The 22,678-nt window shown below is 60.5% G+C and carries 20 protein-coding genes; 8 read left to right on the top strand and 12 right to left on the bottom strand.

Annotated elements, in window-relative coordinates:
* Window positions 1–93: 93 nt before the first annotated feature.
* A complete protein-coding gene (locus tag WT97_RS18425; protein ID WP_060353993.1) occupies window positions 94–987 on the bottom strand; it encodes a LysR family transcriptional regulator in 894 nt (297 codons plus the stop codon).
* 170 nt (window positions 988–1,157) lie between these two features.
* Between WT97_RS18425 and WT97_RS18420 the strand changes: the two genes are divergently transcribed.
* The gene (locus WT97_RS18420) at window positions 1,158–2,141 is read left to right on the top strand and encodes an MBL fold metallo-hydrolase (RefSeq protein ID WP_060353992.1); all 984 of its coding nucleotides are present in this window, start codon (window positions 1,158–1,160) and stop codon (window positions 2,139–2,141) included.
* Between the two features lie 237 nt (window positions 2,142–2,378).
* On the opposite strand, the gene WT97_RS34160 is transcribed toward WT97_RS18420, so the two are convergent.
* Window positions 2,379–2,663 carry a hypothetical protein gene (locus tag WT97_RS34160; protein WP_156440276.1) on the bottom strand — a complete coding sequence of 95 codons (285 nt, stop codon included), beginning with the start codon at window positions 2,661–2,663 and terminating at the stop codon, window positions 2,379–2,381.
* A 274-nt stretch (window positions 2,664–2,937) separates the two neighbouring features.
* Between WT97_RS34160 and WT97_RS18415 the strand changes: the two genes are divergently transcribed.
* Complete coding sequence (locus WT97_RS18415) at window positions 2,938–4,473, top strand: diguanylate cyclase (protein ID WP_060353991.1); 1,536 nt, start codon at window positions 2,938–2,940, stop codon at window positions 4,471–4,473.
* A 121-nt stretch (window positions 4,474–4,594) separates the two neighbouring features.
* A complete protein-coding gene (locus WT97_RS18410) occupies window positions 4,595–6,253 on the top strand; it encodes a methyl-accepting chemotaxis protein (protein ID WP_082751411.1) in 1,659 nt (552 codons plus the stop codon).
* A 248-nt stretch (window positions 6,254–6,501) separates the two neighbouring features.
* On the opposite strand, the gene WT97_RS18405 is transcribed toward WT97_RS18410, so the two are convergent.
* A complete protein-coding gene (locus tag WT97_RS18405; RefSeq protein ID WP_060353990.1) occupies window positions 6,502–7,446 on the bottom strand; it encodes a LysR family transcriptional regulator in 945 nt (314 codons plus the stop codon).
* Window positions 7,447–7,626: 180 nt separating this feature from the next.
* On the opposite strand from WT97_RS18405, the gene WT97_RS18400 reads away from it, so the two are divergent.
* The 3 genes from WT97_RS18400 (at window position 7,627) to WT97_RS18390 (ending at window position 11,491) form a co-directional block, all read left to right on the top strand.
* A complete protein-coding gene (locus WT97_RS18400) occupies window positions 7,627–8,550 on the top strand; it encodes a dihydrodipicolinate synthase family protein (RefSeq protein ID WP_060353989.1) in 924 nt (307 codons plus the stop codon).
* A gap of 238 nt (window positions 8,551–8,788) precedes the next feature.
* The gene (locus WT97_RS18395) at window positions 8,789–10,231 is read left to right on the top strand and encodes an MFS transporter (RefSeq protein ID WP_060354081.1); all 1,443 of its coding nucleotides are present in this window, start codon (window positions 8,789–8,791) and stop codon (window positions 10,229–10,231) included.
* A 186-nt stretch (window positions 10,232–10,417) separates the two neighbouring features.
* On the top strand, window positions 10,418–11,491 hold the full coding sequence (locus WT97_RS18390) for a porin (RefSeq protein WP_060354080.1): 1,074 nt from the start codon (window positions 10,418–10,420) through the stop codon (window positions 11,489–11,491).
* A gap of 308 nt (window positions 11,492–11,799) precedes the next feature.
* On the opposite strand, the gene WT97_RS18385 is transcribed toward WT97_RS18390, so the two are convergent.
* From WT97_RS18385 to WT97_RS18375, 3 genes are read right to left on the bottom strand one after another with little or no spacing between them, the layout of a single operon-like run.
* A complete protein-coding gene (locus tag WT97_RS18385) occupies window positions 11,800–12,108 on the bottom strand; it encodes a YciI family protein (RefSeq protein ID WP_060353988.1) in 309 nt (102 codons plus the stop codon).
* Between the two features lie 12 nt (window positions 12,109–12,120).
* Window positions 12,121–12,765, bottom strand: a complete 645-nt coding sequence (locus tag WT97_RS18380; RefSeq protein ID WP_060353987.1) for an FMN-dependent NADH-azoreductase — start codon at window positions 12,763–12,765, stop codon at window positions 12,121–12,123.
* 51 nt (window positions 12,766–12,816) lie between these two features.
* Window positions 12,817–13,599: an alpha/beta fold hydrolase gene (locus WT97_RS18375; RefSeq protein ID WP_306640890.1), complete on the bottom strand. Its 783-nt coding sequence runs from the start codon at window positions 13,597–13,599 to the stop codon at window positions 12,817–12,819.
* A gap of 169 nt (window positions 13,600–13,768) precedes the next feature.
* Here WT97_RS18375 and WT97_RS18370 point away from each other — a divergent pair, with 169 nt between their 5' ends.
* Window positions 13,769–14,827 carry a GlxA family transcriptional regulator gene (locus WT97_RS18370; protein ID WP_060353985.1) on the top strand — a complete coding sequence of 353 codons (1,059 nt, stop codon included), beginning with the start codon at window positions 13,769–13,771 and terminating at the stop codon, window positions 14,825–14,827.
* Window positions 14,828–14,830: 3 nt separating this feature from the next.
* Here WT97_RS18370 and WT97_RS18365 read toward each other — a convergent pair whose 3' ends face one another.
* The 6 genes from WT97_RS18365 to WT97_RS18340 all read right to left on the bottom strand — a co-directional run bounded on the left by WT97_RS18365 (window position 14,831) and on the right by WT97_RS18340 (window position 21,524).
* Window positions 14,831–15,820, bottom strand: coding sequence for a dienelactone hydrolase family protein (locus WT97_RS18365; RefSeq protein WP_060353984.1), 990 nt, complete (start codon window positions 15,818–15,820; stop codon window positions 14,831–14,833).
* Window positions 15,821–15,958: 138 nt separating this feature from the next.
* Window positions 15,959–17,038 (bottom strand): 4-hydroxyphenylpyruvate dioxygenase, encoded by a 1,080-nt coding sequence (gene hppD / locus WT97_RS18360; protein ID WP_060353983.1) that lies wholly within the window; start codon window positions 17,036–17,038, stop codon window positions 15,959–15,961.
* Window positions 17,039–17,064: 26 nt separating this feature from the next.
* Entirely contained in the window at window positions 17,065–18,012 is a 948-nt protein-coding gene (locus WT97_RS18355) for an electron transfer flavoprotein subunit alpha/FixB family protein (protein WP_060353982.1), read from the bottom strand.
* A gap of 16 nt (window positions 18,013–18,028) precedes the next feature.
* Window positions 18,029–18,778 (bottom strand): electron transfer flavoprotein subunit beta/FixA family protein, encoded by a 750-nt coding sequence (locus tag WT97_RS18350; RefSeq protein ID WP_060353981.1) that lies wholly within the window; start codon window positions 18,776–18,778, stop codon window positions 18,029–18,031.
* An 11-nt stretch (window positions 18,779–18,789) separates the two neighbouring features.
* Window positions 18,790–20,196: an FAD-binding oxidoreductase gene (locus WT97_RS18345; RefSeq protein ID WP_060353980.1), complete on the bottom strand. Its 1,407-nt coding sequence runs from the start codon at window positions 20,194–20,196 to the stop codon at window positions 18,790–18,792.
* A complete protein-coding gene (locus WT97_RS18340; protein ID WP_060353979.1) occupies window positions 20,193–21,524 on the bottom strand; it encodes an MFS transporter in 1,332 nt (443 codons plus the stop codon). Before WT97_RS18340 ends, WT97_RS18345 begins: the two co-directional genes overlap by 4 nt.
* 119 nt (window positions 21,525–21,643) lie before the next feature.
* Here WT97_RS18340 and WT97_RS18335 point away from each other — a divergent pair, with 119 nt between their 5' ends.
* Window positions 21,644–22,627 carry a LysR family transcriptional regulator gene (locus WT97_RS18335; RefSeq protein WP_060353978.1) on the top strand — a complete coding sequence of 328 codons (984 nt, stop codon included), beginning with the start codon at window positions 21,644–21,646 and terminating at the stop codon, window positions 22,625–22,627.
* Window positions 22,628–22,678 lie beyond the last annotated feature (51 nt).

Here is a 22,678-nt window from a genome sequence, read left to right as displayed (position 1 = left end):
CGACGACTAGGAGGCGCCCGACGACTAGCGCCATCGTCCCTGGAACACGTCTGCCGCGCCGACAGGCGGCAAACCGCCTGCCCCTGAAGGATGTCAGCGGTGCAGTCGCAGTCTGTCGACCAGCAGGCGGAACGCCGCAGAATTGTTTTTTCTGGTCGGGTAATACAGGTGGTAGCCGACAAAGGGTGCACACCAATCATCCAAAAGACGGACGAGACGCCCGTCACGAATCAGCGGCGCAGCATGGTCTTCGATTAGGCAGGCAACGCCCTGCCCGTCCGATGCCGCGGCAAGCATCATGTCCGGGTCATCGAAGGCCAAAGGTCCTTCAACGCGCACCTTCAATTCCTGCCGGCCCTTTTTGAATTGCCAGGCGTAGAGCGCACCCGAGCCGGGTAAGCGGAAATTGATGCAGACGTGCCTGGCCAACTGACGGGGATGGGTGGGTATGCCGCGTTGGGCAACGTAGCCGGGCGCGGCGACGATCGCGAGGCGAAGGTCGGGGCCGATCTTTACCGCGACCATGTTTGGTGCGATCAGTTCTCCCAGCCTGATACCGGCATCGAATCGATCGTCCGCGAGATCGCGCACGGCGACGTCTGTGTTCACCTCGACGTGTATGTCTGGGTAGTCTCTGACGAACTCGCGAAGTATCGGCCACAAAATGCTACGTGCGGCATGGCGCGGCGCAGTGACCCGGATCGTGCCGCGGGGACTTTCCCTTAGAGATCCGACGGCGCCAAGTGTCATGTCAATTGCCTCGAAAGCTGGCTTCAATCCCTGCAAGAAGGTTTCACCAGCAGCGGTCAAAGCAACGCTTCGTGTGGTGCGTGTCAGGAGACGAACACCAAGCCTCGTTTCAAGCCGCCGTAACGTGTGGCTTAGAGTGGACTGCGAGGTCTGCAGACGAGCCGCGGCGCGCGTGAAGCTTCTCTCCTCTGCGACAGCCACGAATGCATTCAGATCGATCAGGTCGTCACGGTTCATGCGTTCCCCCTTTCACCGTTTCATGATTGTCCAATATAACTGTTCTGTTTCTTTTATATCTGGAATTCAGTAGGTCGAGCACGCAAAATACAGAACCTTCAAGACGCACCAGACGATTTACGACACGCCTGCCACACCGCCTGGACCCAGATCTATCGGAAGTAACCGCCATGACCAATCATTCGCGCCGCGCCTTCCTTGCAGGAACTGCCGTCGCTGCAGCCGCAGCGCTCGTGCCATCGAGAAACGCAACGGCTGGCGATATCCCTAGCGCCGCCGTCCCCGCACCAATCGCCAGTGCTTACAAGCGTGCGGTCGGAGAGATCGAGATGCTCTGTGTCACCGATGGCTCCAACAGCTTTCCGCGTCTAGAGAACTTCGTCTCGAATGTTCCGCCAGATGATGTCGTACGAGCACTACAGGCCGCTCGTTTGCCGACAGACACCATTACGCTGACGTTCACGCCCGTCGTCCTCAAAACCGATGGGCGCTTGATCGTAATAGATACTGGGCTCGGGGAAACTGCCTTTAGACAGAGCAACGGCGTCGGCGGACAGTTCCATACCAACTTTGCAGCGGCTGGCTTCGATGCGGCCGCCGTCGATCGGGTACTCATCACGCATTTCCATGCCGATCACATTGGTGGGCTGGTGACGGCGAATGGCCGCGCAGCATTTCCGAATTCCGAAATCTGGGTGCCCGCGGCCGAATTGGCTTTCTGGCTGAACGACGGAAACATGGCTCGAGCGGAATCGCAAGCCATCATGGCGAATTTCCAGCGAGCACGCCGCATATTCGGAATTCTCGGCAACTCCGTAAGAACATTCGAGGCAAATACACAGGTCGCGCCGGGCGTCACGTCCATGGCCACACACGGTCACACGCCGGGACATACGTCCTTCGTCGTCGAATCTGGCGGCGACAAGGTAATTGTTCAGGGTGACGTGACCACGCATCCTGCGCTATTCATTCGCCATCCCGACTGGCACGGAGCCACGGACATGGATGCGGCGATGGCGCAGGAGGCACGAATCAGACTATATGACTTGGCGGTAGCGGAAGGCATGCTCATTCAAGGGTTCCACTTCCCGTTCCCAGCGTTGGCTCACCTGGCACGAGAACAGGATGGCTATCGACTGATTCCCGTTGAATAGGAAATGCAGTGCCCGCCGCGCGCGACGCCGACGCTTGTATAGGTCGTCGCAATGGACAAGGCGGCAATCGATGAACCGCCATGTTGAACTGAAGCCAAGACCGAGAATCGCTAGGTGCGCAACGACGTCGACCATCGAGCGCCGCTCTTCGATGACCTGTCGATCTGAAATGCACGCCCGCCGCGCCGGACCGGTCTTCACTTGAGGGGCGGCGCAGCACGGCGCTTAGGCTTCGCCTCAAACGGATGTCCATCTGTGGATGTCGCACGGCGACTGCTCGCCGCAGCGGAGATCCTTGACCTCAGACGCCAGCCCCGCGCCGGCATTCGGAATGACGATATGGAAAATCTGCTCGCGATTGGCATAGCGGATATGCACACCCAACTTCCCAGGATGGCCGGGAATCACCAGAACTCTCCAGTTAAGACCGGACCGGAAATTGGGCGAACCTCGGTAAATATAGGCCCAATTGATTGCCCCGATCGAGTTATCAGCATCGCCTTCAAAGGAAGAAGTGGACAACTCACGCAGGCGTAGTGTTCGCAGTTTGAAGTAACGGTTTCACCGCGGCGTTACCGGTTCGAATTAGGAATTCTGAACTGCCTCGCTTAGCGCCCCGTCGCCGCTGTCGAATGCCTGGGTCGACAGGACATTGATTAACGCAGTTCGTTTTATCAATAAAATGAAATGCTAAGCTTTCTGAACCTGTCTGCCGATAACCGGTGCACGAGCCTCCGCGTTACGTACCAGTATCAACCCGCTTCTAACCGAATCACCCTCTTACAAGTCTCTTACCGTGTTCCTCGATTTCGTCAGGCGCGCGGCCGTTCTAGCGGGGCGCCGTCCGTTCTTCCTGGGCGCGCTCGGCACGCTCTTGGCGACAGGTGTTCTGGCAGTGAGCCTAGTTACACTCCTCGCCACGCGCGACACAGCGATCCGGCACGCTCACGAGACGTCGAGAAACGTTGCCGCTGTTCTTGCGAGCAACATCGCGAGCACCGTCGGCTTGTCGGATCAAGCGCTACAGACTCTCACTGCGGCGCTCGACAAACCAGCCGTCCAGCACATGAGTCCAGCTCTGCGGCATGAACTCCTATTCAACCGCACCGCCGCTTGGCGTTATGTTACGAGCATGGGCGTGACCGACGAGCGCGGACAGTTACTGGACGGCTGCTGTTCGAGCAGTCATCACTGGGACTTCAGCGATCGCGATTATTTCGTCGTGCATCGCCAGTCACCGGACGTCGGCCTATATGTTTCCAAGGTATATCGTGCCCGGTCGCGCGGCGGCGTGGAAGCTATCGCGCTGAGCCGGCGAATCAACAACGCGGACGGATCGTTCAAAGGTGTGGCGCTTGTCGCGATCGACCTGGAATACTTCGCGCACCTTCTCGATGGGCTAGACGTTGGTCCACACGGCGTCACGGCAATCGTACGGACTGATGGCGCGCTTGTCGCAAGGAATCCGTATCTCCCACTCGCCATTGCGCCAAACTTCAGCAGGTCGCCGACCTTTTCTCGCATGGTGGACCACGAGTCTGGCTTCTATGCAGCGCGCTCCTCGGCCGATGGCGTGCTGAGGCTCTACACGTTCCACCGCGTGCCGGGCTCGCCGCTGATTGCGGTCGTGGCACCCGCGATCGACGACGTGCTGGCTTCGTGGAGAACGTTCTCATGGATCGTAGGCATTTGTGCCTCGGCTCTCAGCTTCGCCTTTTGTGTCGTGGTCTGGTTGCTCGCGTTTTCCCTTCGCGACCGCGCTCTCGCTGAAGACCGGCTGACCGAACTCACGCAAACCGATCCGCTCACCGGTCTGCAGAACCGCCGCGCACTCGACGAAGTGCTGCGGAACGAATGGGAGAGGTTGCAGCGAAACGAAAGTTGCCTGTCGGTGCTGTTCGTCGATGCCGACAATTTCAAGCAGTACAACGATAAGTATGGGCACGCAGAAGGCGACGAGGCGTTAAAGCATTTCGCGAAATGCATAACGCAATGCGTTCGCCGTCGTGGCGATTGCGCAGCCCGGTACGGCGGCGAAGAGTTCGTGGTGGTGTTGCCTGATACGTCTGCGGCGGAGGCTTCGCTTATAGCCGAAGGCATACGGGCGACGCTAGAGCGATCGTGGCATGTCGAGCACGAAAACGGAAAGGCTGGCATTCACCCCTTCACGGTGAGCATCGGCTGCGCGACAGGTCGGCCCGGACACGGTGCCGCATTTGAGGATCTGACAAGGGCGGCGGACCTTGCGCTCTACGAGGCCAAACGCGCAGGACGTAATTGCGTCAGATCGGCGACGCCCAAAGATGTGAAGGAATTGAGAAAGGTGCCGTAACGCTTTCTACATCGACGCCAAATATGATTCTGCCTGCGCGATCCCGACCGGTCGCGCAAGATGCCGCAATAGCTTCTCAGTCCTTCGTGCCTGCAAGAGGCAGTAAACTGGAGTCGAACATATGGGTCTCGCGAATCTGTCAGTAAGAACAAAGCTCACCGGAACATTCGGCGTACTTGCCGCCATCGTATTCATTGCCTCAGGCGTTGCCTTGAACGCTCTAAACGATGCTAACGACCGCTTTTCCGGCTTCGTTCACGGCATAAATGCACGCGCTGAATTGGCCCAATCTGTCCGCGCCGCAGTCGACGATCGCGCGATGGCCGTACGGAACGTTGTACTGGTCACGACGCCGGCGGATGTAAATATCGAAAAAGCTGCCGTAATCGATGCCGAACGTAGGGTCGAGGACAATCTGAAAAAGTTTCAGGCGATGGTTGCCAGCGCCCCAGACATAAGCGAAAGGGCTCGCAGTGCCGCAACCGACATGGCTAGAATTGAGGCACTTTACCGTCCCGTCGCCCTCGATATCGACAGGCTTGCCTTGAACGGTCAACGCGAGGCCGCCATCGCGGAGATCGACACGAAATGCAGGCCATTGCTGTCTGCTTTGATCAAGGCCGCTAATGACTACGCCGACGCGACCCATGAGCATGCCGCACAGATGATATTGGACTCGGAAGCCCAATACGGCCGACAACGCAATCTACTAATTGTCATGTGCTTGACCGCCGTCGCGCTAGCAGTGGTAGCGGGCGTAGCAATTACAAGAGGCCTGATGTGTACGCTGGGTGCCGAGCCGACAGCGTTGCGCGAAGTCACGCACAGAGTAGCGGCTGGTGATCTGAGGCCTATCGCTGGCGCGGAGAACGCAGCGACTGGAAGCGTGCTTGCGTCGATGAACGAAATGCAGGCCGGCCTTGTGCGCCTCGTCGGTCGAGTCCGCACCTCCGCAGACGCTATCGCTACGGGGTCTAGGCAGATCGCCTCTGGCAATGAGGACCTATCTACGCGAACTGAACAGCAGGCCGCATCGCTGCAAGAAACCGCATCGAGCATGGAACAGCTCACCTCCACGGTGAAGCAAAACGCCGAGAACGCGCAGCACGCGAGCTCGCTTTCAGTCAATGCGTCTGAAATCACACAAAAAGGAAACAAGGTGGTGAGCCAGGTGGTCAACACAATGGGCGAAATCAGCACGAGTTCGACCAAGATTGCGGAGATCACAGGGATCATCGAAGGGATTGCCTTCCAGACCAACATTCTGGCGCTAAACGCAGCGGTGGAGGCAGCCCGGGCGGGCGAGCAGGGTCGCGGGTTTGCGGTTGTCGCAAGCGAAGTTCGCAGTCTCGCACAACGCTCTTCCAGTGCGGCGAAGGAAATTAAGGACCTTATCAGCACATCCGTTCAGAAAGTCAGGGATGGTTCTCTCCTCGCAAATGACGCGGGAAAAACAATGACGGAAGTCACCGACGCCATCGCGCGCGTGACCGACATCATGGGCGAAATCGCCGCTGCATCGATTGAACAAAGCAGGGGCATCGAACAGGTGAGTCAGGCGATCACGCAGATGGACGAAGTCACTCAGCAAAACGCTGCGCTGGTAGAGCAAGCGGCGGCCGCATCAAAGTCACTCGAAGACCAGGGCCGTCAACTGAACGAAGCGATCTCGTTCTTTTGTTTCGATGCCGGAAACGCCTCTCACACCGCAGCGGTTCCTGCATCAGCAACTGTTCGCCGCGGGCCAAGCATCCATTATCGACAGCACGGTACAGCGTAGGGTTATCGGCGCGGCCGCCGGATCAGCTCATTACGCGCGTAATGAACTGATTCCTCTCGGCGTCGGATGCGCCGCCTCCCGGTGGTCATATTTTTTTCTGATGGACGACTGAAACTGTCGCCTGCCCTTTGGGGCGTCGATTCATCTGAAGTACTGCTAGAAGCCTCGAAACATATGCGCCAAAAGCTGAGTATTTACCCTTGTTCGGACAATACTCGAAACGCACGATTCTGCGCGCCTGTGAACCCTCAAATGGATCGCAGGAACGCAGTGGACACGCCCAGTCGAAGATCCGATGAGAGGTTGCGCGACCGCGCAATCTCCTTGGTGACCTGCATCACCGTGCGGCACGCCAGCGTCAGTTCGCCATGTGGCGACATAGCCAGCGCAATAAAACGCGGCACGGACGGCTCAACCACCATGGACGCCTGTAGTTGGCATTCCTTTGCCAGGTTGGCGATCGCGTAAGGTCCGAGCAACGCGTAGATGCCGCCATCGGCCACGATGTGTCCCTGCAGGCTCAACGAGTCGGCTTCTGCCGCGAAATTCAGGGAAACCCGGTGTTCGCCCGCAATCTGTTCGAGTCGATCGCGCCAACTGTTGGGGCGACAGAAGAAGACGAGCGGAATCCCGTCAAGCTTCGAAAAAGCAATTGTCGGGTGTTGAGTCAAGGGATCGCCTTTCGCGCCGACCAGATAGGTCGCCGCCTCGACCAGATACTCGTCACCGTTTTTCGGCGTCGGACTATTTCGAAAGAGGATGGCGAGGTCGACACTGCCGTTTTCCAACCACGTATCTAGCACCGCTCCCTGGCCCTCTCGCACCTGTAACTGCACGAGGGGGTAGCGCTCACGGAGGCGATGGTACAAGCTGCTGACCAGCGGATGCGCGGTGGAGGGCAAGATGCCGAGTCGGACCACGCCAATCGGCTCCTCGGCCGCACTTCGAATGTCGTTGGACAATTGCTCCGTGCTGGCCAGCCAGGCCCTGACGCGCGGGGCGATCCGCGCTCCCAATTCCGTCAATACGACCCCGCGTCCCGTCCGTTGAAACAGGCGGCCGCCGCAGTACTGCTCCAGTTCGACAATCTGGCGGCTGATATGCGGCTGACTGGTGCCGTAAGCAATGGCCGCCTTGCTCAAGCTGCCGAGTTCCGCCGCGTCGATAAATAGCTTCCAGGCCGCGTAGTTCACGCCCAGCCTCCGACGAGATATGTCGAATCAGTATAGCTGAAATGCGCGATTGAGCAGTTCTCGCATGGGACGTCCATCCCTACACTGCAACGCATGCACCGTTGTTCCAGCTTGAAGCGAAACGAGCAGCGGGCTCTCCTCTACGGAAGAGGAGCCGAAAAGCTCACATTTGGAGACGTGATGAAAGCGATCGATCTGCGCGGTTTGGTCCCGGCACCCGTTACCCCCTTTACCCGCGATGGAGCGGTGGACCACGCCGCAATTCAACGACTGGGTTCCTGGCTCGGCAGCATCGAAGGCGTTAAAGGTCTGACGGTGCTCGGCCACGCTGGCGAAGGCACGTTCATGACGCAGAAAGAACAGGCTCAAGTCATCGAAAGCTTCGTGAAGTCCGTCGACGGCAAGATTCCTGTCATCGCCGGTATCACGCTCGAAGGTACGCAAGTCGCGGTCGACGAAGCGAAGCGAGCCGTTGAAGCCGGCGCGTCTGCCGGTCTGGTGTATCCGTCGCACGGCTGGCTGCGTTTCGGCTACCAGAAGGGCGCGCCGCAAGACCGCTATCGCGCCATCCATGAAGGCAGCGGCCTGCCGCTGATCCTGTTTCAGTACCCGGATGCGACCAAGGCGACCTACAACCTCGAAACGCAACTGGAAATCGCCGCACAACGGGGCGTGTTCGCGATGAAAAACGGCGTGCGCAACATGCGTCGCTGGGATGTCGAAATCCCCATCATCCGTCGCGAGCGTCCGGAACTGCAAATCCTCACCTGCCATGACGAGTATCTGCTGCACACGATGTTCGACGTTGACGGCGCGCTCGTCGGTTACGGCGGCCTGGCTCCCGAGCCGCTCATCGAGCTGATCAAAGCAGGCAAGGCGAAAGACTACCAGGCTGCGCGCGCGATCCACGATCGCCTGCTGCCGGTAACGCGCAACGTGTACCACCGGGGCTCGCACATGGAAGGCACCGTGGCGCTCAAGCACGGCCTCGTGGCTCGCGGCATTCTCGATCACGCGACGGTGCGCTCGCCGCTGCTGCCGCTCGCGGAAGGCGCGGACGTTGAAATCGCCGACGCACTGCGTTCGGCTGGCCTCGTCGACTGACGCGGAAGTGGCGCATTCATAGCCGTGATGACGATGGCGAAGCGCCGCCCCCGCTTCGCGATTCGCAATTAAACCGTCACAACGACGCACGAACGCTTGTTTCGCGCGTCGTCCATAACAGGATCGGGAAACGACCGAACAAGCGCCAGCATCGCGACACAACAAGATAGAAACGCGATCGGTGCTTCAAAAAAGAAGACGTCCGCGGGCCCATAAAATGCAGCTTTCAGGAGACAGCATGAACACCCCTATGACCGCCTACGGCGTCGGCCTTAATCGATCCGCGAGTGAAACGCGTCCCGTAAGCGAGCAGCTGCGTGCTGCGAACCTGTTGTTCCGCATCGAGAACGTGCCGTTTTGCAAGTGGCACACCCGGGCCCGTATCGTCATGGGCAGCGCGACCCTCTTTGACGCATTCGACGCGCTCTCCCTCGCTTTCGTGCTGCCGGTGCTGATTGGTCTCTGGCATCTGTCTGCCGGCCAGATCGGCGTGCTGATCGCCGCCGGCTATCTCGGCCAGGTCGTTGGCGCGTTGGTATTTGGCTGGCTTGCCGAGCGCATCGGTCGCGTGCCGAGCGCGACGGTGACGGTTGGTGTGATGTCGGTCATGAGCGTGGTATGTGCTTTCGCGGGCAGCTTCCATATGCTGTTTTTGATGCGCTTCCTGCAAGGCATTGGCGTCGGGGGAGAAGTGCCCGTAGCGGCCACGTACATCAACGAGCTGTCGCAAGCGCACGGCCGCGGACGTTTCTTTGTTCTGTACGAACTCATTTTCCCGCTGGGCCTGCTCGTGGCCGCGCAGCTCGGCGCGTTCGTCGTCCCGCGCTTCGGTTGGGAATATATGTTTCTGATAGGCGGGATTCCCGGGATCATCGTCGCGATCCTGATTGCTCGCCTGCCGGAATCGCCGCGCTGGCTCATTTCAAAGGGGCGCTTCGATAAAGCCGAACGCATCATTGAGCGGCTGGAGACAAGCACGACGAAACGCAACCTTGATGCGCAGACGCAGAAGCCCGAGATCGACGAGCGCGTGGTGAGCCTTCTGAACGGCGTTCAGTCCAGGCAGAAGGGATCCTGGAAGGAATTGTTCTCGCCCTTCTACCGAGGCCGCACCATTGTCGTATGGCTACTTTGGGCGAGTTCCTATTTCGTGGCCAACGGCATCAACAACTGGCTGCCGAGTCTGTACAAGACGGTTTACCATCTGCCGCTGCAGGAGTCGCTTCACATGGCATCCATCTCGAACGTTCTGAGTACCTGCGCGGTGCTTGCGTGCGCGTTGCTGATTGACCGAGTCGGGCGCCGCCGCTGGGCAATGGCGTGCTTCATCATCAGCGGGATCCTGCTCGCCGCTCTGGGCCTTCATGGCGCAGGCAGCCCATGGTCCGTCATGTTCCTGGGATCATCGGCCTACGCTGTGATGGCAACCACAACGGTCCTGCTGTACCTGTACACCCCTGAAATCTACCCGACGCGCATGCGCGCCATCGGCACCGGTCTCGCGACGTCCTGGCTGCGTGCCGCTTCCGCTGCCGCGCCAGCGATTGTCGGTGTCGTACTGACCGCAAAAGGCATCGCTGCGGTATTCATCATGTTTGCCGTGGTCAGTGCAGTGGGCTTCATCGTCGCCGCGCGAATGGTGGAGACGACCAATCGCGCCCTCGAAGAGATCTCCCCGTAACCGCTCGCATCCGTTGTCGCTCCTTCTCCTGATATTGGCTCAAGGGAAGGAGCCTCCTGGCTCGAAACACCTCAAATTTCAGCGCGACAGGTTCGCGGACGCGACAGCGCTCCAAGTCATCCGTTTGCAGTCCTGATCGGGTGTCGGTGGAGGCCGCATATAAGAAGATGAATGGAGACAGCCGAAATGAAGAAGGCACCATGGGCCATGGCCCGCGCTTCGATGTGGAACGTTGCTGGCACACTTGGCGTGGCAGCGTTGCTAAGCGCCGGCCTCGCGTTGATCTCTGTCTGCGCGCGCGCAGATAGTGGTTCCCAAGTCCAACTGTACGGGATCGTCGGCACCTATGTCGGCAGTGTCAAACGTAGCGACACGCCGCAATCCACGGTCCTCATGGGCAGCGGCGGATCGACCACTTCTTTCTGGGGAATCCGCGGCAAGGAAGATCTGGGCGGCGGCGTTAGCGCCATCTTCGCGCTGGAGAGCTTCTTTCAGCCTCAAAACGGCGCGCAGGGCCGCAACGCGACAGACCCGTTCTTTTCACGCAATGCATACGTGGGATTTCAAGGCGACTTCGGTCAGCTGACGTTCGGGCGCCAAAGAAATCCGACCTATACGGCCGAATCGCTCATCAACCCGTTCAGTTCGTCGACTGTCTTTTCGCCGCTCGTCCTTCAGACGTTCGTGACCAACTACGGTGGCACGATCATCGGCGATACGGTGTGGAATAACGCGGCCAAGTACACATCGCCGGATTTTAAAGGTCTCAGCGCAACGGTGATCTATGGCCTCGGTGGCGTTGCGGGGTCGCCCGGCGTCGGTAACCTCGGAGTTCACCTGAATTATCAAGGTCACGGCCTTACGGCGGTGCTCTCCGGCCAGCGCGTTCGGTACACCGCAGCGGGGCCGGTCGGCGCGCAGTACGCCTACCTCGCGGGCGCAGCATACGACTTCAAGGTCGTGACGCTTTATGGTGCGTGGGCGATGACAAGCGACGTGGGTACGCCTACCGGCAGCCACACGTACCAGGCGGGTTTATCGATCCCGTTTTCACCGGCCGATTTCCTGCTCGCGGAGTGGGCGCGGACGCAGCGGTCCGGACCGACGCCTACTACTAACAGCCGTCGCAACACCGCCTCTCTCGGCTACGACCACTTTCTCTCGAAGCGGACAGACATCTACGCGATTTACACCTACGACAAGTTGAGCGCCCGTCCCACCGGCAACACGTTCGCGGTCGGCATTCGACACACGTTCTAGTTTTGATCGCGCACTGTCAGCAGCTTTTAATAGAGCCAGTTGACGATTCCAGCAGTTCCTGAAAAAAAAAGACTCTGCAGGCAGTGCGGCGCCTTCGACGGACCTGTACCGAGACGACGAATGCTGGGTCGGCCCTAACTCAACTCTGCCCGCGAGCGCCGGCTGTACCTCGAAAACGGTCTTTCGGGCTAGACAAGGCAGAACCGCTGTTGAGGGTCGAGTCATGCCTTTTGCGGCAGCCCGCGCCCGAAGCAATCGCCGCGCTCGGTCGTGGGAGTGGCTTCGCAGCGAGCTCCGGTGCACGTTGTCTATATCACCTTGGCGGCTGTCGCCCACTTCTCTGGAAAATCCGCTGCGCGTATACCAGCTTCGCAGCATCGAATATCGAACGTCGCCAGACCATGAATATGGAACGGGTCTTCGGCGATCATTTTTTCGATATCGCGCAGGTGATCTGCGTACGCGAGCACGAAGCCCCCGCTCTCCTGTTGAAGCGGCCCGGCAAACAGGATGTTTCCCGCCTGAACGTATCGGACGAGCCACCCCTTATGGGCATCCAGGTGAGCCTGGACCTCTTCAACGGGACGGACGTAGCCCAGCTTGATGGCGAACAGCATGAACGACTCCTTTTACTGGACGGTTTGCCCGACAGACGGGCGCAGGTCGGCGAGTATGTCCGCAACGGAGGCCCTGGCAAGCGCGATGCCCTTGTCCCGCACGATTTGTCCTTTCGATGCGCCCTCAGCCCGCACGAAGCGGACATCGCTAATGCCGAGGAAGCCGAAGAAGGCCTTCAGATAGCTTTCCTGGAAGTCCATGTGCGCGAGCGGCGCTCCCGCGTAGAAGCCGCCACGCGCGGAAACGACGATGACCTTCCGGCCGCCTGCCAGCCCAACCGGGCCGGTCTCGGTGTAACGGAACGTGCGCCCCGCCTGGGCGATGCGATCCAGCCACGCTTTCAACTGGCTCGGCACCGAAAAGTTGTACATCGGTGCGCCGATGACAATGACGTCGTTCGCCAGAAACTCCGTAACGATCATTTCGGATAACCGATGTTCCTGCGCCGTGGCATCGTCGAAGTCACCGGCGTCGATCTGGCGGAACCCGGCCGCGATCGGGCCAGTGAGATGGCGGATTTCGTCGTGAACCAGGTCCCGGTACGTCACATTCGCCCGTCCATGTTGTGCCTGGATATCGGCTACCACGGCGGCGGACAGTTCTCGCGTGATGGAATGGGAGCCCAGAATGCTCGAGTCGAGATGGAGGATATTCATTTAAGCCTCGTTGTCAGGGGAGATGTGAACTGCTTCGAAACAAGGATGGCGTTATTGCGATGCCTTTCGCGCGGCCAGATCGATCAGCCTTGCGACGTCGTCCGGGTGAGACAACATCGACATGTGGCTGGAGCGGATCGACGTGACGGTTGCTCCGATGTGCTGCGCAATGGTTTGCTGCACGGCGGGCCTCAGCGCGTTGTCGTTCGTTGTGCGCAGGTACCAGACGGGCTTGTCGTGCCAGGCCGCGTGCCTGATCTTCCCGGTGAAGGAGGCCGCCGCGACAGGCTGCTGTACCGATGCCAGCGTACGAGCCTGCCTGAACGGAATGTCCGCCGCCATGACGTGCTGAAACTGTCGCGCGTCGTCGAGCCAGATCAGCCCCTCCGCGTCCGGTGCGAGGCCCGTCATGGGTGCGTCGAGCCGTTGCAGCAGGTCGGCGACGGATTCGCCGTCGTCCGGCACCAGCGCTGACAGATACACCAGGCCCTTCACGTTGGCCGCGTTGCCGGCCTCGGTAATGACTGCGCCAGCCCAGGAATGGCCCACCAGCAACACGTCGCCAGTTTGCCGGCGCAGGACGCGCCCGGTGGCGGCAACGTCGTCTGCGAGTGAAGTAAGCGGGTTCTGCACGGCAGTGACGTGATAACCCATGCGTTGAAGTCTGACGATGACGGGGCTCCAGCTCGACCCGTCGGCGAAAGCGCCATGCACGAGCACGATGTTGCGCACGGCCGGAACCGGAAGCGCTGCCGCATGGGCAGTCGCCAACGTCGCCGTAAAGGAGAGGGCCGCGACCAGCCGGCCCAGCCAGATGGAACGATGACGCGCCATTCGTGGCCGGAAGGAAGCCGAAAGATTGGAAAGGGATGGAAGTCTCATAGGAAAGCGAGCCGTTGCAGGAACGCCTCAATTTATCCGGCTTCGGCAAACCACTACAGATGGCAAACTCGCCATCGTTGATGCAAAATTCGCCAACCTTGGTCGATACGTGGAGCGCGCCATGCGCATAGGAATCGTCGCTGTCGAGGGCAGTCTGCTCTCCGCCATCACGGGTCTTGCCGACCTGTTCTGGATGACCGGACAGGCATTGCGCACTCTGCCAGCCGGCGCAGCGTTTGGCGCGCCGAACGCGCCCCTTCCCGCTTTCGAAACCATCATCGCCAGCGCAGACGGCAAGGCCCTGCGCGACCCCCAGGGCCGGCTGATACCGGTTGACGCCTCGTTTAGCGAATTGACCCAATGCGACGTAGCGCTTGTCACCGGTATGGCGTTGGGACCGGACCGGCTGCCGCCGGTATCAGCGTCCATCGGGCAGGCTGCAACGTGGTTGCAGGAGCGGCATCAGGAGGGTGCGCTGGTTGGCGCGGCGTGTGCCGGGACCTTCGTACTGGGAGAAGCCGGCTTGCTGAACGGAAGGCGCTGTACCACCACGTGGTGGCTTCACCATGCGTTCCGGCAGCGTTTCCCGAAAGCGCACCCGGTGTGGGGTACCGCAGTCGAAGAACAGGATCGCATCGTCACGACGGGCGGGCCGCTGTCTTGGGTCGATCTGGCCTTGCACGTCATCAGGCGTGAAGCGGGCGCCGACATCGCCCGTCTGGCCGCCGATATCTCCGTAGCCGACAGCGTGCCGCTGCCGCAACTGGTTTATGCTCCGCGCGGGTTCCTCAACGCCACCGACCCGTTACTCCTGCAAGCGGAGCAGATCGTCCGCCATGCCGGTCCTGGCTTGACCGCGGAAGCATTGGCCGGCGCGTTGAGCCTCAGCGAACGAACACTGCATCGGCGGCTAAAAAGCTTGACCAACGAGTCGCCTAAGGGATTCATCACCCGCGTCAGGATCGAAATGGCGTGCGTGCTGCTCGAGCGACCACGAGCGAGCATCAAACAGGTCGCGCTGCAATGCGGCTACAGCGACGAAACGTCATTCCGGCGTGCTTTCGGTCAACTCACCGGTATGACACCGGCTGATTACAGGCGTTGGTCAGACAGGCGGAGCGTCACCAGGAAAGCGAGGCCGGTGCCGATTGAAGTCGCGGTGGCCTCCGCCGCAAATTAACGGCTAGTTGCGCGCCTGCGCGCTGTCGCTACGGAGCAACGTCTTCAGATACGCCATCACGTCGGCGATCGCCGCGTCGCGCGCTCGCGCATTGCCTCCAACGTGAGGATCGGTCTGGACACAACTGTCATGGAAGGAAAATGGCGCACCGGTCGCCTCGTTGATCAGCTCGCCGCTTTCGCTCTCGACGATATGACAAGCACGTACAGTTTGCGCGCCTTTTGCGACAACAAGGGGCATCTCGTATGGCATGTCGAACGCATGCGATGCGTGCGGAAAGACTGTCATGGTGGCGTCCCTGCCCGCTTTTCGTAGCCGCTCGAAGTACGCCGCACATGCCGGCGCAGGATCGTAATCGTCGTCGGCCCCATGAAATTCGCGGATCGGCCCGTCAACGTCGGTGTCGTCGCGATAGCGGGTCATGCAGTCCGGATAGAAGGGTAGGTAGGCGCGAAAACGAACGCCCGACACGTTCCACAGGCGGTTAAGCCTCGTCATGGCCGCATAGAGCGTCGCCTGCCCGCCCCTGGAAAAGCCCATCAGCATGATCCTCTGCGGATCAATGCGGGAGTCATGCGCGAGCATGTCCAGCGATCGATAGGCGTCGAGAACGAGATTGAGCCGACCAAGCTGTGACTGGTCCCTGCTGGTGGACGTGATCCCACGGCCTGTGAAGCCATCGATGGCAAATGTACCGATACCGTTCTCATTGAAGGTACGCTCCCACATTTCAATGTTCGCGCCCATCCCGCTGGACCCGTGAATCAGCACCACTACCGGCTGTTTTCCGGCATGCTCCGCAAGGCGCAGGATGCCTGCCACCATCACCGGTTTGCCGCTTTTGTCGCCCGTCAGCACCTGGCTGTCGCTGAGGGTGAGCGACGGAATCTGGTGGACCTCTACATGGGCGGCCATGTCGTGTCCGCTCTGCGCGCATACGAACTGAGCGGCAATCCATAGCACGGCGGCACACAGCGTTTTGACTACCTTCATTGACGTGTCTCCAGGATGACGGACTGTCAGCCGCGACGGCCCAATCGCCCGATTCTTTTCTTAGGTTCGTGTCTGCGCACAGTGCGCGGGCTGGGCGTGTGCAATACATATGCTTGCGCCGGCCGTCCCCCTATCGCCTCAGCGCGTGGCCTCCAACGTTCCCCGCGCGATCTGGTCACGTTCAAGCGACTCGAACAATGCCTTGAAATTGCCTTCGCCAAAACCCTCATCACCTTGCCGTTGAATGAACTCGAAGAACACGGGACCGAGTAGCGTTTGGGAAAAGATCTGCAGCAACAGGCGAGGCCTCTCGCCTACCGTGCTTCCGTCCAGCAGAATGCCGCGCGTCTTCAACTGATCGATCGGCTGGCCATGACCCGGCAACCGCGCTTCGAGCGCATCATAGTAAAAATCGTTGGGTGCAGTCATCAATGGCACGCCTGCAAATTGCAGCCGGTCGATGGTATCGACGAGATTGTCCGTGGACAGGGCGATGTGCTGAATCCCTTCACCGTTGAACTGCATCAGGAACTCCTCAATCTGTCCGCTGCCACGCGACGACTCCTCATTCAGGGGAATGCGGATTTTGCCATCAGGCGCCGTCATTGCGCGTGATGCGAGCCCCGTGTACTCGCCCTGGATATCGAAGTAGCGGATCTCACGGAAGTTGAAGAGCTTCTCGTAGAAACCGGCCCAGTGCGCCATGCGGCCACGATACACGTTATGCGTCAGGTGATCGATGCGCCTCAATCCGTGCCCGACCGGATGCCGGTCAACGCCTTCGATGAACGAAAAGTCGATGTCGTAGATGGAGTGACCGTCTTCGAACCTGTCGATCAGGTAGATCGGTGCACCGCCGATGCCGCGAATCGCGGGAAGCCTCAATTCCATCGGCCCCGTCGGAATGTCGACGGGCTGTGCGCCCAATGCAAGGGCGCGATCGTATGCGGAGTGGGCATCGCGGACGCGGAACGCCATTCCGCAGGCGCTTGGGCCATGCTCGGCCGCAAAAAAAGCGGCCTGGCTGAGGGGCTGACGGTTGACAATGAAGTTGATGTCACCCTGTCGGTACAACGATACGTCTTTGGAACGATGGCGTGCAATGAGCGTGAAACCGAGCTTCTCGAACAGGAATTCAAGCGTGTCGGGATGAGGGGAAGCGAATTCGACGAACTCGAATCCCATCAATCCCATTGGGTTCTCAAAAAGGTCGTTCATTGTGGTTCTCCACGAAATGTACAGGGTTACGCGGCTGCATTGCTCAGTTCGCCGACCAGTTCGGGCACGAGCGCGAACAGGTCGCCGACGAGGCCGTAGTCGGCCACGCTGAAGATCGGCGCTTCCGGATCCTTGTTGATCGCGACGATCACCTTCGAATCCTTCATCCCGGCCAGATGCTGGATCGCACCCGAGATGCCGACCGCGATGTACAGCTGCGGCGCGACGATCTTGCCGGTCTGGCCGACCTGGTAGTCGTTCGGGACGTAGCCCGCGTCGACTGCCGCGCGCGATGCGCCGAGTGCGGCCGACAGCTTGTCCGCCAGCGGCTCCAGCACCTTCGTGTAGTTCTCGCCGCTGCCCAGACCGCGGCCACCCGACACGATGATGCTCGCGCTGGTCAGCTCCGGACGGTCCAGCTTCGTCACTTCACGGCTGACGAATTGCGACTTGCCGGCGTCGGCTGCCGCATCGATCTTCTCGACCGATGCGCTGCCGCCTTCGGCCGCCACCGGATCGAAACCCGTCGCACGCACCGTGATCACCTTGATCGGGTCGGTCGACTGCACCGTCGCGATCGCGTTGCCCGCATAGATCGGGCGCTCGAACGTGTCGGCCGAATCGACCGCCGTGATGTCCGAGATCTGCGCGACGTCGAGCTTCGCCGCGATGCGCGGCGCGACGTTCTTGCCGTACGCGGTTGCCGGCGCGAGGATGTGCGAGTAGTCCTTCGCGATGTTCAGCGCGGTCGCCTCGACGTTTTCCGCCAAGCCTTCGGCCAGTTGCGGCGCGTCGGCCAGCAGCACCTTCGACACACCCGCGATCTTCGCTGCCGCGTCGGCTGCGCCCTGCGCGTTGTGGCCCGCGACCAGCACGTGAATGTCGCCGCCGATCTTTGCCGCCGCCGCCACCGTGTTCAGCGTCGCGGCCTTGATCGACGCGTTGTCGTGTTCTGCAATTACCAGAATCGTCATTTCTTTGCGCTCCCTCTTACAGCACCTTGGCTTCGGTCTTCAACTTCTCGACCAGCGTCTTCACGTCCGGCACCTTCACACCGGCCGCGCGCTTCGGCGGCTCGGCCACCTTCAGCGTCTTCAGACGCGGCGCGACATCCACGCCGAGGTCTTCGGGCTTCACCGTTTCCAGCGGCTTCTTCTTCGCCTTCATGATGTTCGGCAGCGTCACGTAGCGCGGCTCGTTCAGGCGCAGGTCGGCCGTCACGACCGCCGGCAGCGTCAGCGACAGCGTTTCCGCACCGCCGTCGACTTCACGCGCAACCGTGGCCTTGCCGTCGGCGATCGTCACCTTCGATGCGAACGTCGCTTGCGGCAGGCCGGCCAGCGCAGCGAGCATCTGGCCGGTCTGGTTCGAATCGTCGTCGATCGCCTGCTTGCCGAGGATCACGAGTTGCGGCTGTTCCTTGTCGACCAGCGCCTTGAGGATCTTCGCGACGGCCAGCGGCTCGACGCTGTCGTTCGACTCGACGAGGATCGCGCGATCCGCGCCGATCGCCAGCGCCGTGCGCAGCGTTTCCTGCGCTTGCGCGACACCGACCGACACCGCGATCACTTCGGTCGCGACGCCCGCTTCCTTCAGGCGTACGGCTTCTTCAACGGCGATTTCGTCGAACGGGTTCATCGACATCTTCACGTTCGCGATGTCGACACCCGTGTTGTCCGACTTCACGCGGACCTTCACGTTGTAATCGACCACTCTTTTCACCGCGACGATTATCCTCATGTATCTTCCGTTTAGTCTTTTCGTAGAATTCGACCCGCATTAAGTACGCCTGCCGGGTCCAGCAGGTTCTTGATCTCCTGCATCAACGCAATCTCGTCGGCGGAACGGCTATGGTGCAGAAAGTCTCGCTTCACGACCCCGATGCCATGCTCGGCAGAGATCGAGCCGCCCACGTCGGAGACTGCGCGATAAACGAGGTCTTCGACGCGATGCAGGTCGGCCGGGCTTTCGTGGGGGCCCGACAGCACGTGAAGATTGCCGTCGCCGATATGGCCGAAGAAAAGATGACGTTGGCGTGGAAACCGCTGCGTCAGCGCTTTGCGCGTCGCTTCGACGAAGCCTTCCATTGCGTTCATTGGAACGCCGACGTCGAAAGCAGCATGCGGCTTGAGATGAGACAGTAGTTCGCCGATGGCTTCCCGATAGGCCCAGAGCCGCTGCGCGTCGTCCATCGACTGCGCCACGACGGCATCGGCAACGAGACCGCGGTCTAATGCATCGGCGAGAAATGCCTCGAGTTGTTGGCGTTCGTCCGCTTCGTCGGTGCCGAGCGTTTCGAGCAATCCGTAGACCGGCGAGGGTGAGCCGAAGGCGGGTCGAAGTGCGTGTATTTCGCAGGCGGCGACCATGAAGTCGTCCCACATGACTTCGAATGCCGAGAGTCGCGGGAGTCTCGCGCGAGCGTCGCGTATGAGCTGCGTCGCGGCGTCAAACGACGGCAGCGCACAGAGCGCCGTGCAGGCGCTCGTGGGCCTCGGGGAAAGCTTCACGACGAGCCTTGTGATGACACCCAGCGTGCCTTCGCTGCCTATGAACAGATGCTTCAGATCGATGCCCGTCGTGTTTTTCGTGACGCGATTGAGCATGGTCAGCAGGCGTCCATCGGCTAACGCGACTTCGAGACCGAGCACCATGTCGCGCATGGTGCCGAACCGGATCACCCGGTTACCGCCGGCGTTGACGGCCGCGTTACCGCCGATCTGGCACGAGCCGCGGGCGCCGAGATCGAGCGGGAAATACCAGCCCTCATCTTCGACGCGTCTCTGCAGTTCTTCTAGCACGACGCCCGCCTGCACGGTGGCGGTGCCGCCTACGGCATCAATCTCCTCGATTGCATCGAGCTTCGATAACGAGAGTGCAATTTCGCCTTCTCGCGGTGTCGCACCACCGGCCAGACCCGTCAAGCCGCCCTGCACGACGACGCGGCGGTTGAAGCGGCTGCAGATTTCAAGTGTCGCCGCTACCTGTTGCGGCGTGCGCGGGAACACGACGATGCCAGGCGTGCAACGTGTCGCTTCGCTCCAGTCTCCGGTATGGGCCGACGCGACAGACGCATCGAGAACGACCGAAGTGTCACCGAGCGCGCATTCGAGTGCTGCGACGCATGCGTCGACCGGTTGGTTGATGAATGTGTTCATTGAGCGGGTCCGATGTTGTGGTGCTGATCGCGCCCAGCATTGCGAGGCAGCACAAAGACGATGCCGGCCGAGAGGAGCAGGAACACAGCGATGACGTAAAGCGCGACATTTGCGCTGCCGGTGTGGTCTACGATCCAGCCGATCATGTAAGGACTGACGAAGCCGGCGAGGTTGCCGATCGAGTTGATCAGTGCGATGCCAGCGGCCGCTGCAACGCCGCCCAGCAACGAAGTCGGAAGGCGCCAGAACACGGGAGCCAGGCACTGCAACCCCATGCATGCAACCGTCAGTGCCATCAGCGAGACCATGTGCTGTCCACTGTACAGCGCGCTTGCGAAAAGTCCGAGCGCGGCGGCGGCGCAAGGCACGAGATAGTGCCAGCGGTGTTCGCCGCTTCGATCCGCGCTGCGCCCCACGGCCAGCATCGCGACGATGCCGAAAGCGTACGGAATCGCTGACAGCAGGCCGACGTTCAGCGCAGACGCGACGCCCATATGTTTGATGATGGAGGGCAGCCAGAAACCAAAACCGTACTGTCCCATTGCGGCGCCGAAGTAGGCCAATGCCAGCAGCCATACTGCGGGCCGGCGCAATGCGGCGGAGAGCGAAACCGTCTGCTTCGTCTGCGACTCTGCCTCGATGTTCGCCGTCAGCCGGGCGCGCGCGTCGTCGTCCAGCCATTTCGCCTGGCGGATGCTGTCGTCGAGATAGAACAGCGCCGCGATGCCGACCAGCAGCGACGGTACGCTCTCGAGCACGAACAGCCATTGCCATCCGGAGAGTCCGGCCGAGCCGTGAAACGTCGACAGAATCCACCCTGACAAGATGCCGCCGCTGACGCCCGCGATAGGAATAGCCGTCATGAACGTCGCGATCACGCGGCTTCGGCGCCTCGCGGGATACCAGTACGTCAGGTAAAGGATGATGCCCGGAAAGAAGCCCGCTTCGGCGGCGCCGATCAGGAAGCGGATCACATAGAAGGCCGTTGCCGTGTGCACGAACGCCATGAGGCCCGTCAGCACGGCCCAGGAAATCATGATGCGGGCGATCCAGCGACGTGCCCCGACGCGATGCATGATGAGATTGCTCGGCACTTCGCAAACGAAATACGCGAGAAAGAAGATGCCTGCGCCGAAACCGTAGATCTGCTCGCTCCAGCCTAGCTCCGACACCATCTGCAGTTTCGCGAATGCGATGTTCACGCGGTCAAGGAACGCAATGACGAAGCACAGACAGAGGAACGGCACCAGCCGCCAGGTAACGACCGAGTAAGCGCGTTGTTCGAGCTGCTCCTCCTGCTCGAGGTGCGCGGTGAATGAGTGCGCCACGATGTGTCTCCTGAGTTGGAATAGTCGCCTTTGTGGTGAAAGTGTGCGTCGCGCCATTCAATACGACAAACGATGATTTCTGGCCTATTATTGAGATAAACTGTTTAATAGAGGAACCCATGTCCGCAACCCGATTCACGCCTAGGCAGCTCGCTGCTTTCCTTACCGTGGCGGACGTTCGCAGTTTTGCGCGGGCCGGCGAGCGCCTGAATCTGTCGCCGTCCGCTGTGAGCCTTCTGATTGCGGAGCTAGAAACCGGTGTGGGCTTCCGCCTGTTCGATCGCACTACGCGCAGCGTTGCACTGTCGCCAGCCGGGCGGGAGTTCGTTGGTCACGCGAAGAGCGTCATGAGGAACATTGAGTTGGCTCAGGCCGCGGCGGACGATATCCGGAATCGCGCCGCAGGGATCGTTCGTATTGCGGCTCCTCTAGTCATCGCGACGACGATGTTGCCCGCAGCCATCAAAAGGTACGGGCAGATTCATCCCAAGGTGGTTGTCCGGATTCGGGATGCGCCCGTCGATAACCTCGTCGATATGGTTGCCAACGCCGATGTGGATCTCGCCATTGGTCCCGATCAGGCTGTGGGTGATGACGTAACCCGTGTTGGTCTGTTCAGAAGCGCATGGGTGCTTTGGTGCGCGCCTGACAATCCTCTTGCAAAACGGACACGCATCACATGGGCTGCCCTGCGAAAGCAGCCGCTGGTCGCGGCAGGACGGGACTACGAACGCAACGTGTCACTCATGCGCGCAGGCGCCGCAGACGACGACCGTATTGCACCCATGGACGTGGTCGACAACATCAGCACCGCGCTTGGCATGGCAGCTGCGGGGCTCGCGTTAACTCTGGCCCCAGCATATGTCGGCTTGCTGGCGAGACCGCTTGGCCTTGTCATGCGTCGGATCGTGGAGCCGGAAGTTATGCGCCAGGTGTGCCTCTATCATTCGTCCAACCGCGCAGTCTCCCCAGCGGCCGAAGGATTTCGCCAGCATCTGATGGAGTGCTTAGGCGGTAAAGACGATCTCGGCATGCGCCCGAGCGCACGGAACAGAAACGGCCCAATCTCAGAGGTTCACTCCGATTCTCCTTCTAACGACTAACGTCGACCGCACTCGCTGCTATCTCTTACATGAGTTGATCGGCTCGAAAAT

The organism is Burkholderia sp. MSMB1459WGS, from assembly GCF_001534535.1.
Taxonomy (GTDB): domain Bacteria; phylum Pseudomonadota; class Gammaproteobacteria; order Burkholderiales; family Burkholderiaceae; genus Burkholderia.
The sequence above is the reverse complement of the archived record's forward strand: the minus strand, read 5'-3'. Positions and strand labels throughout refer to the sequence as shown.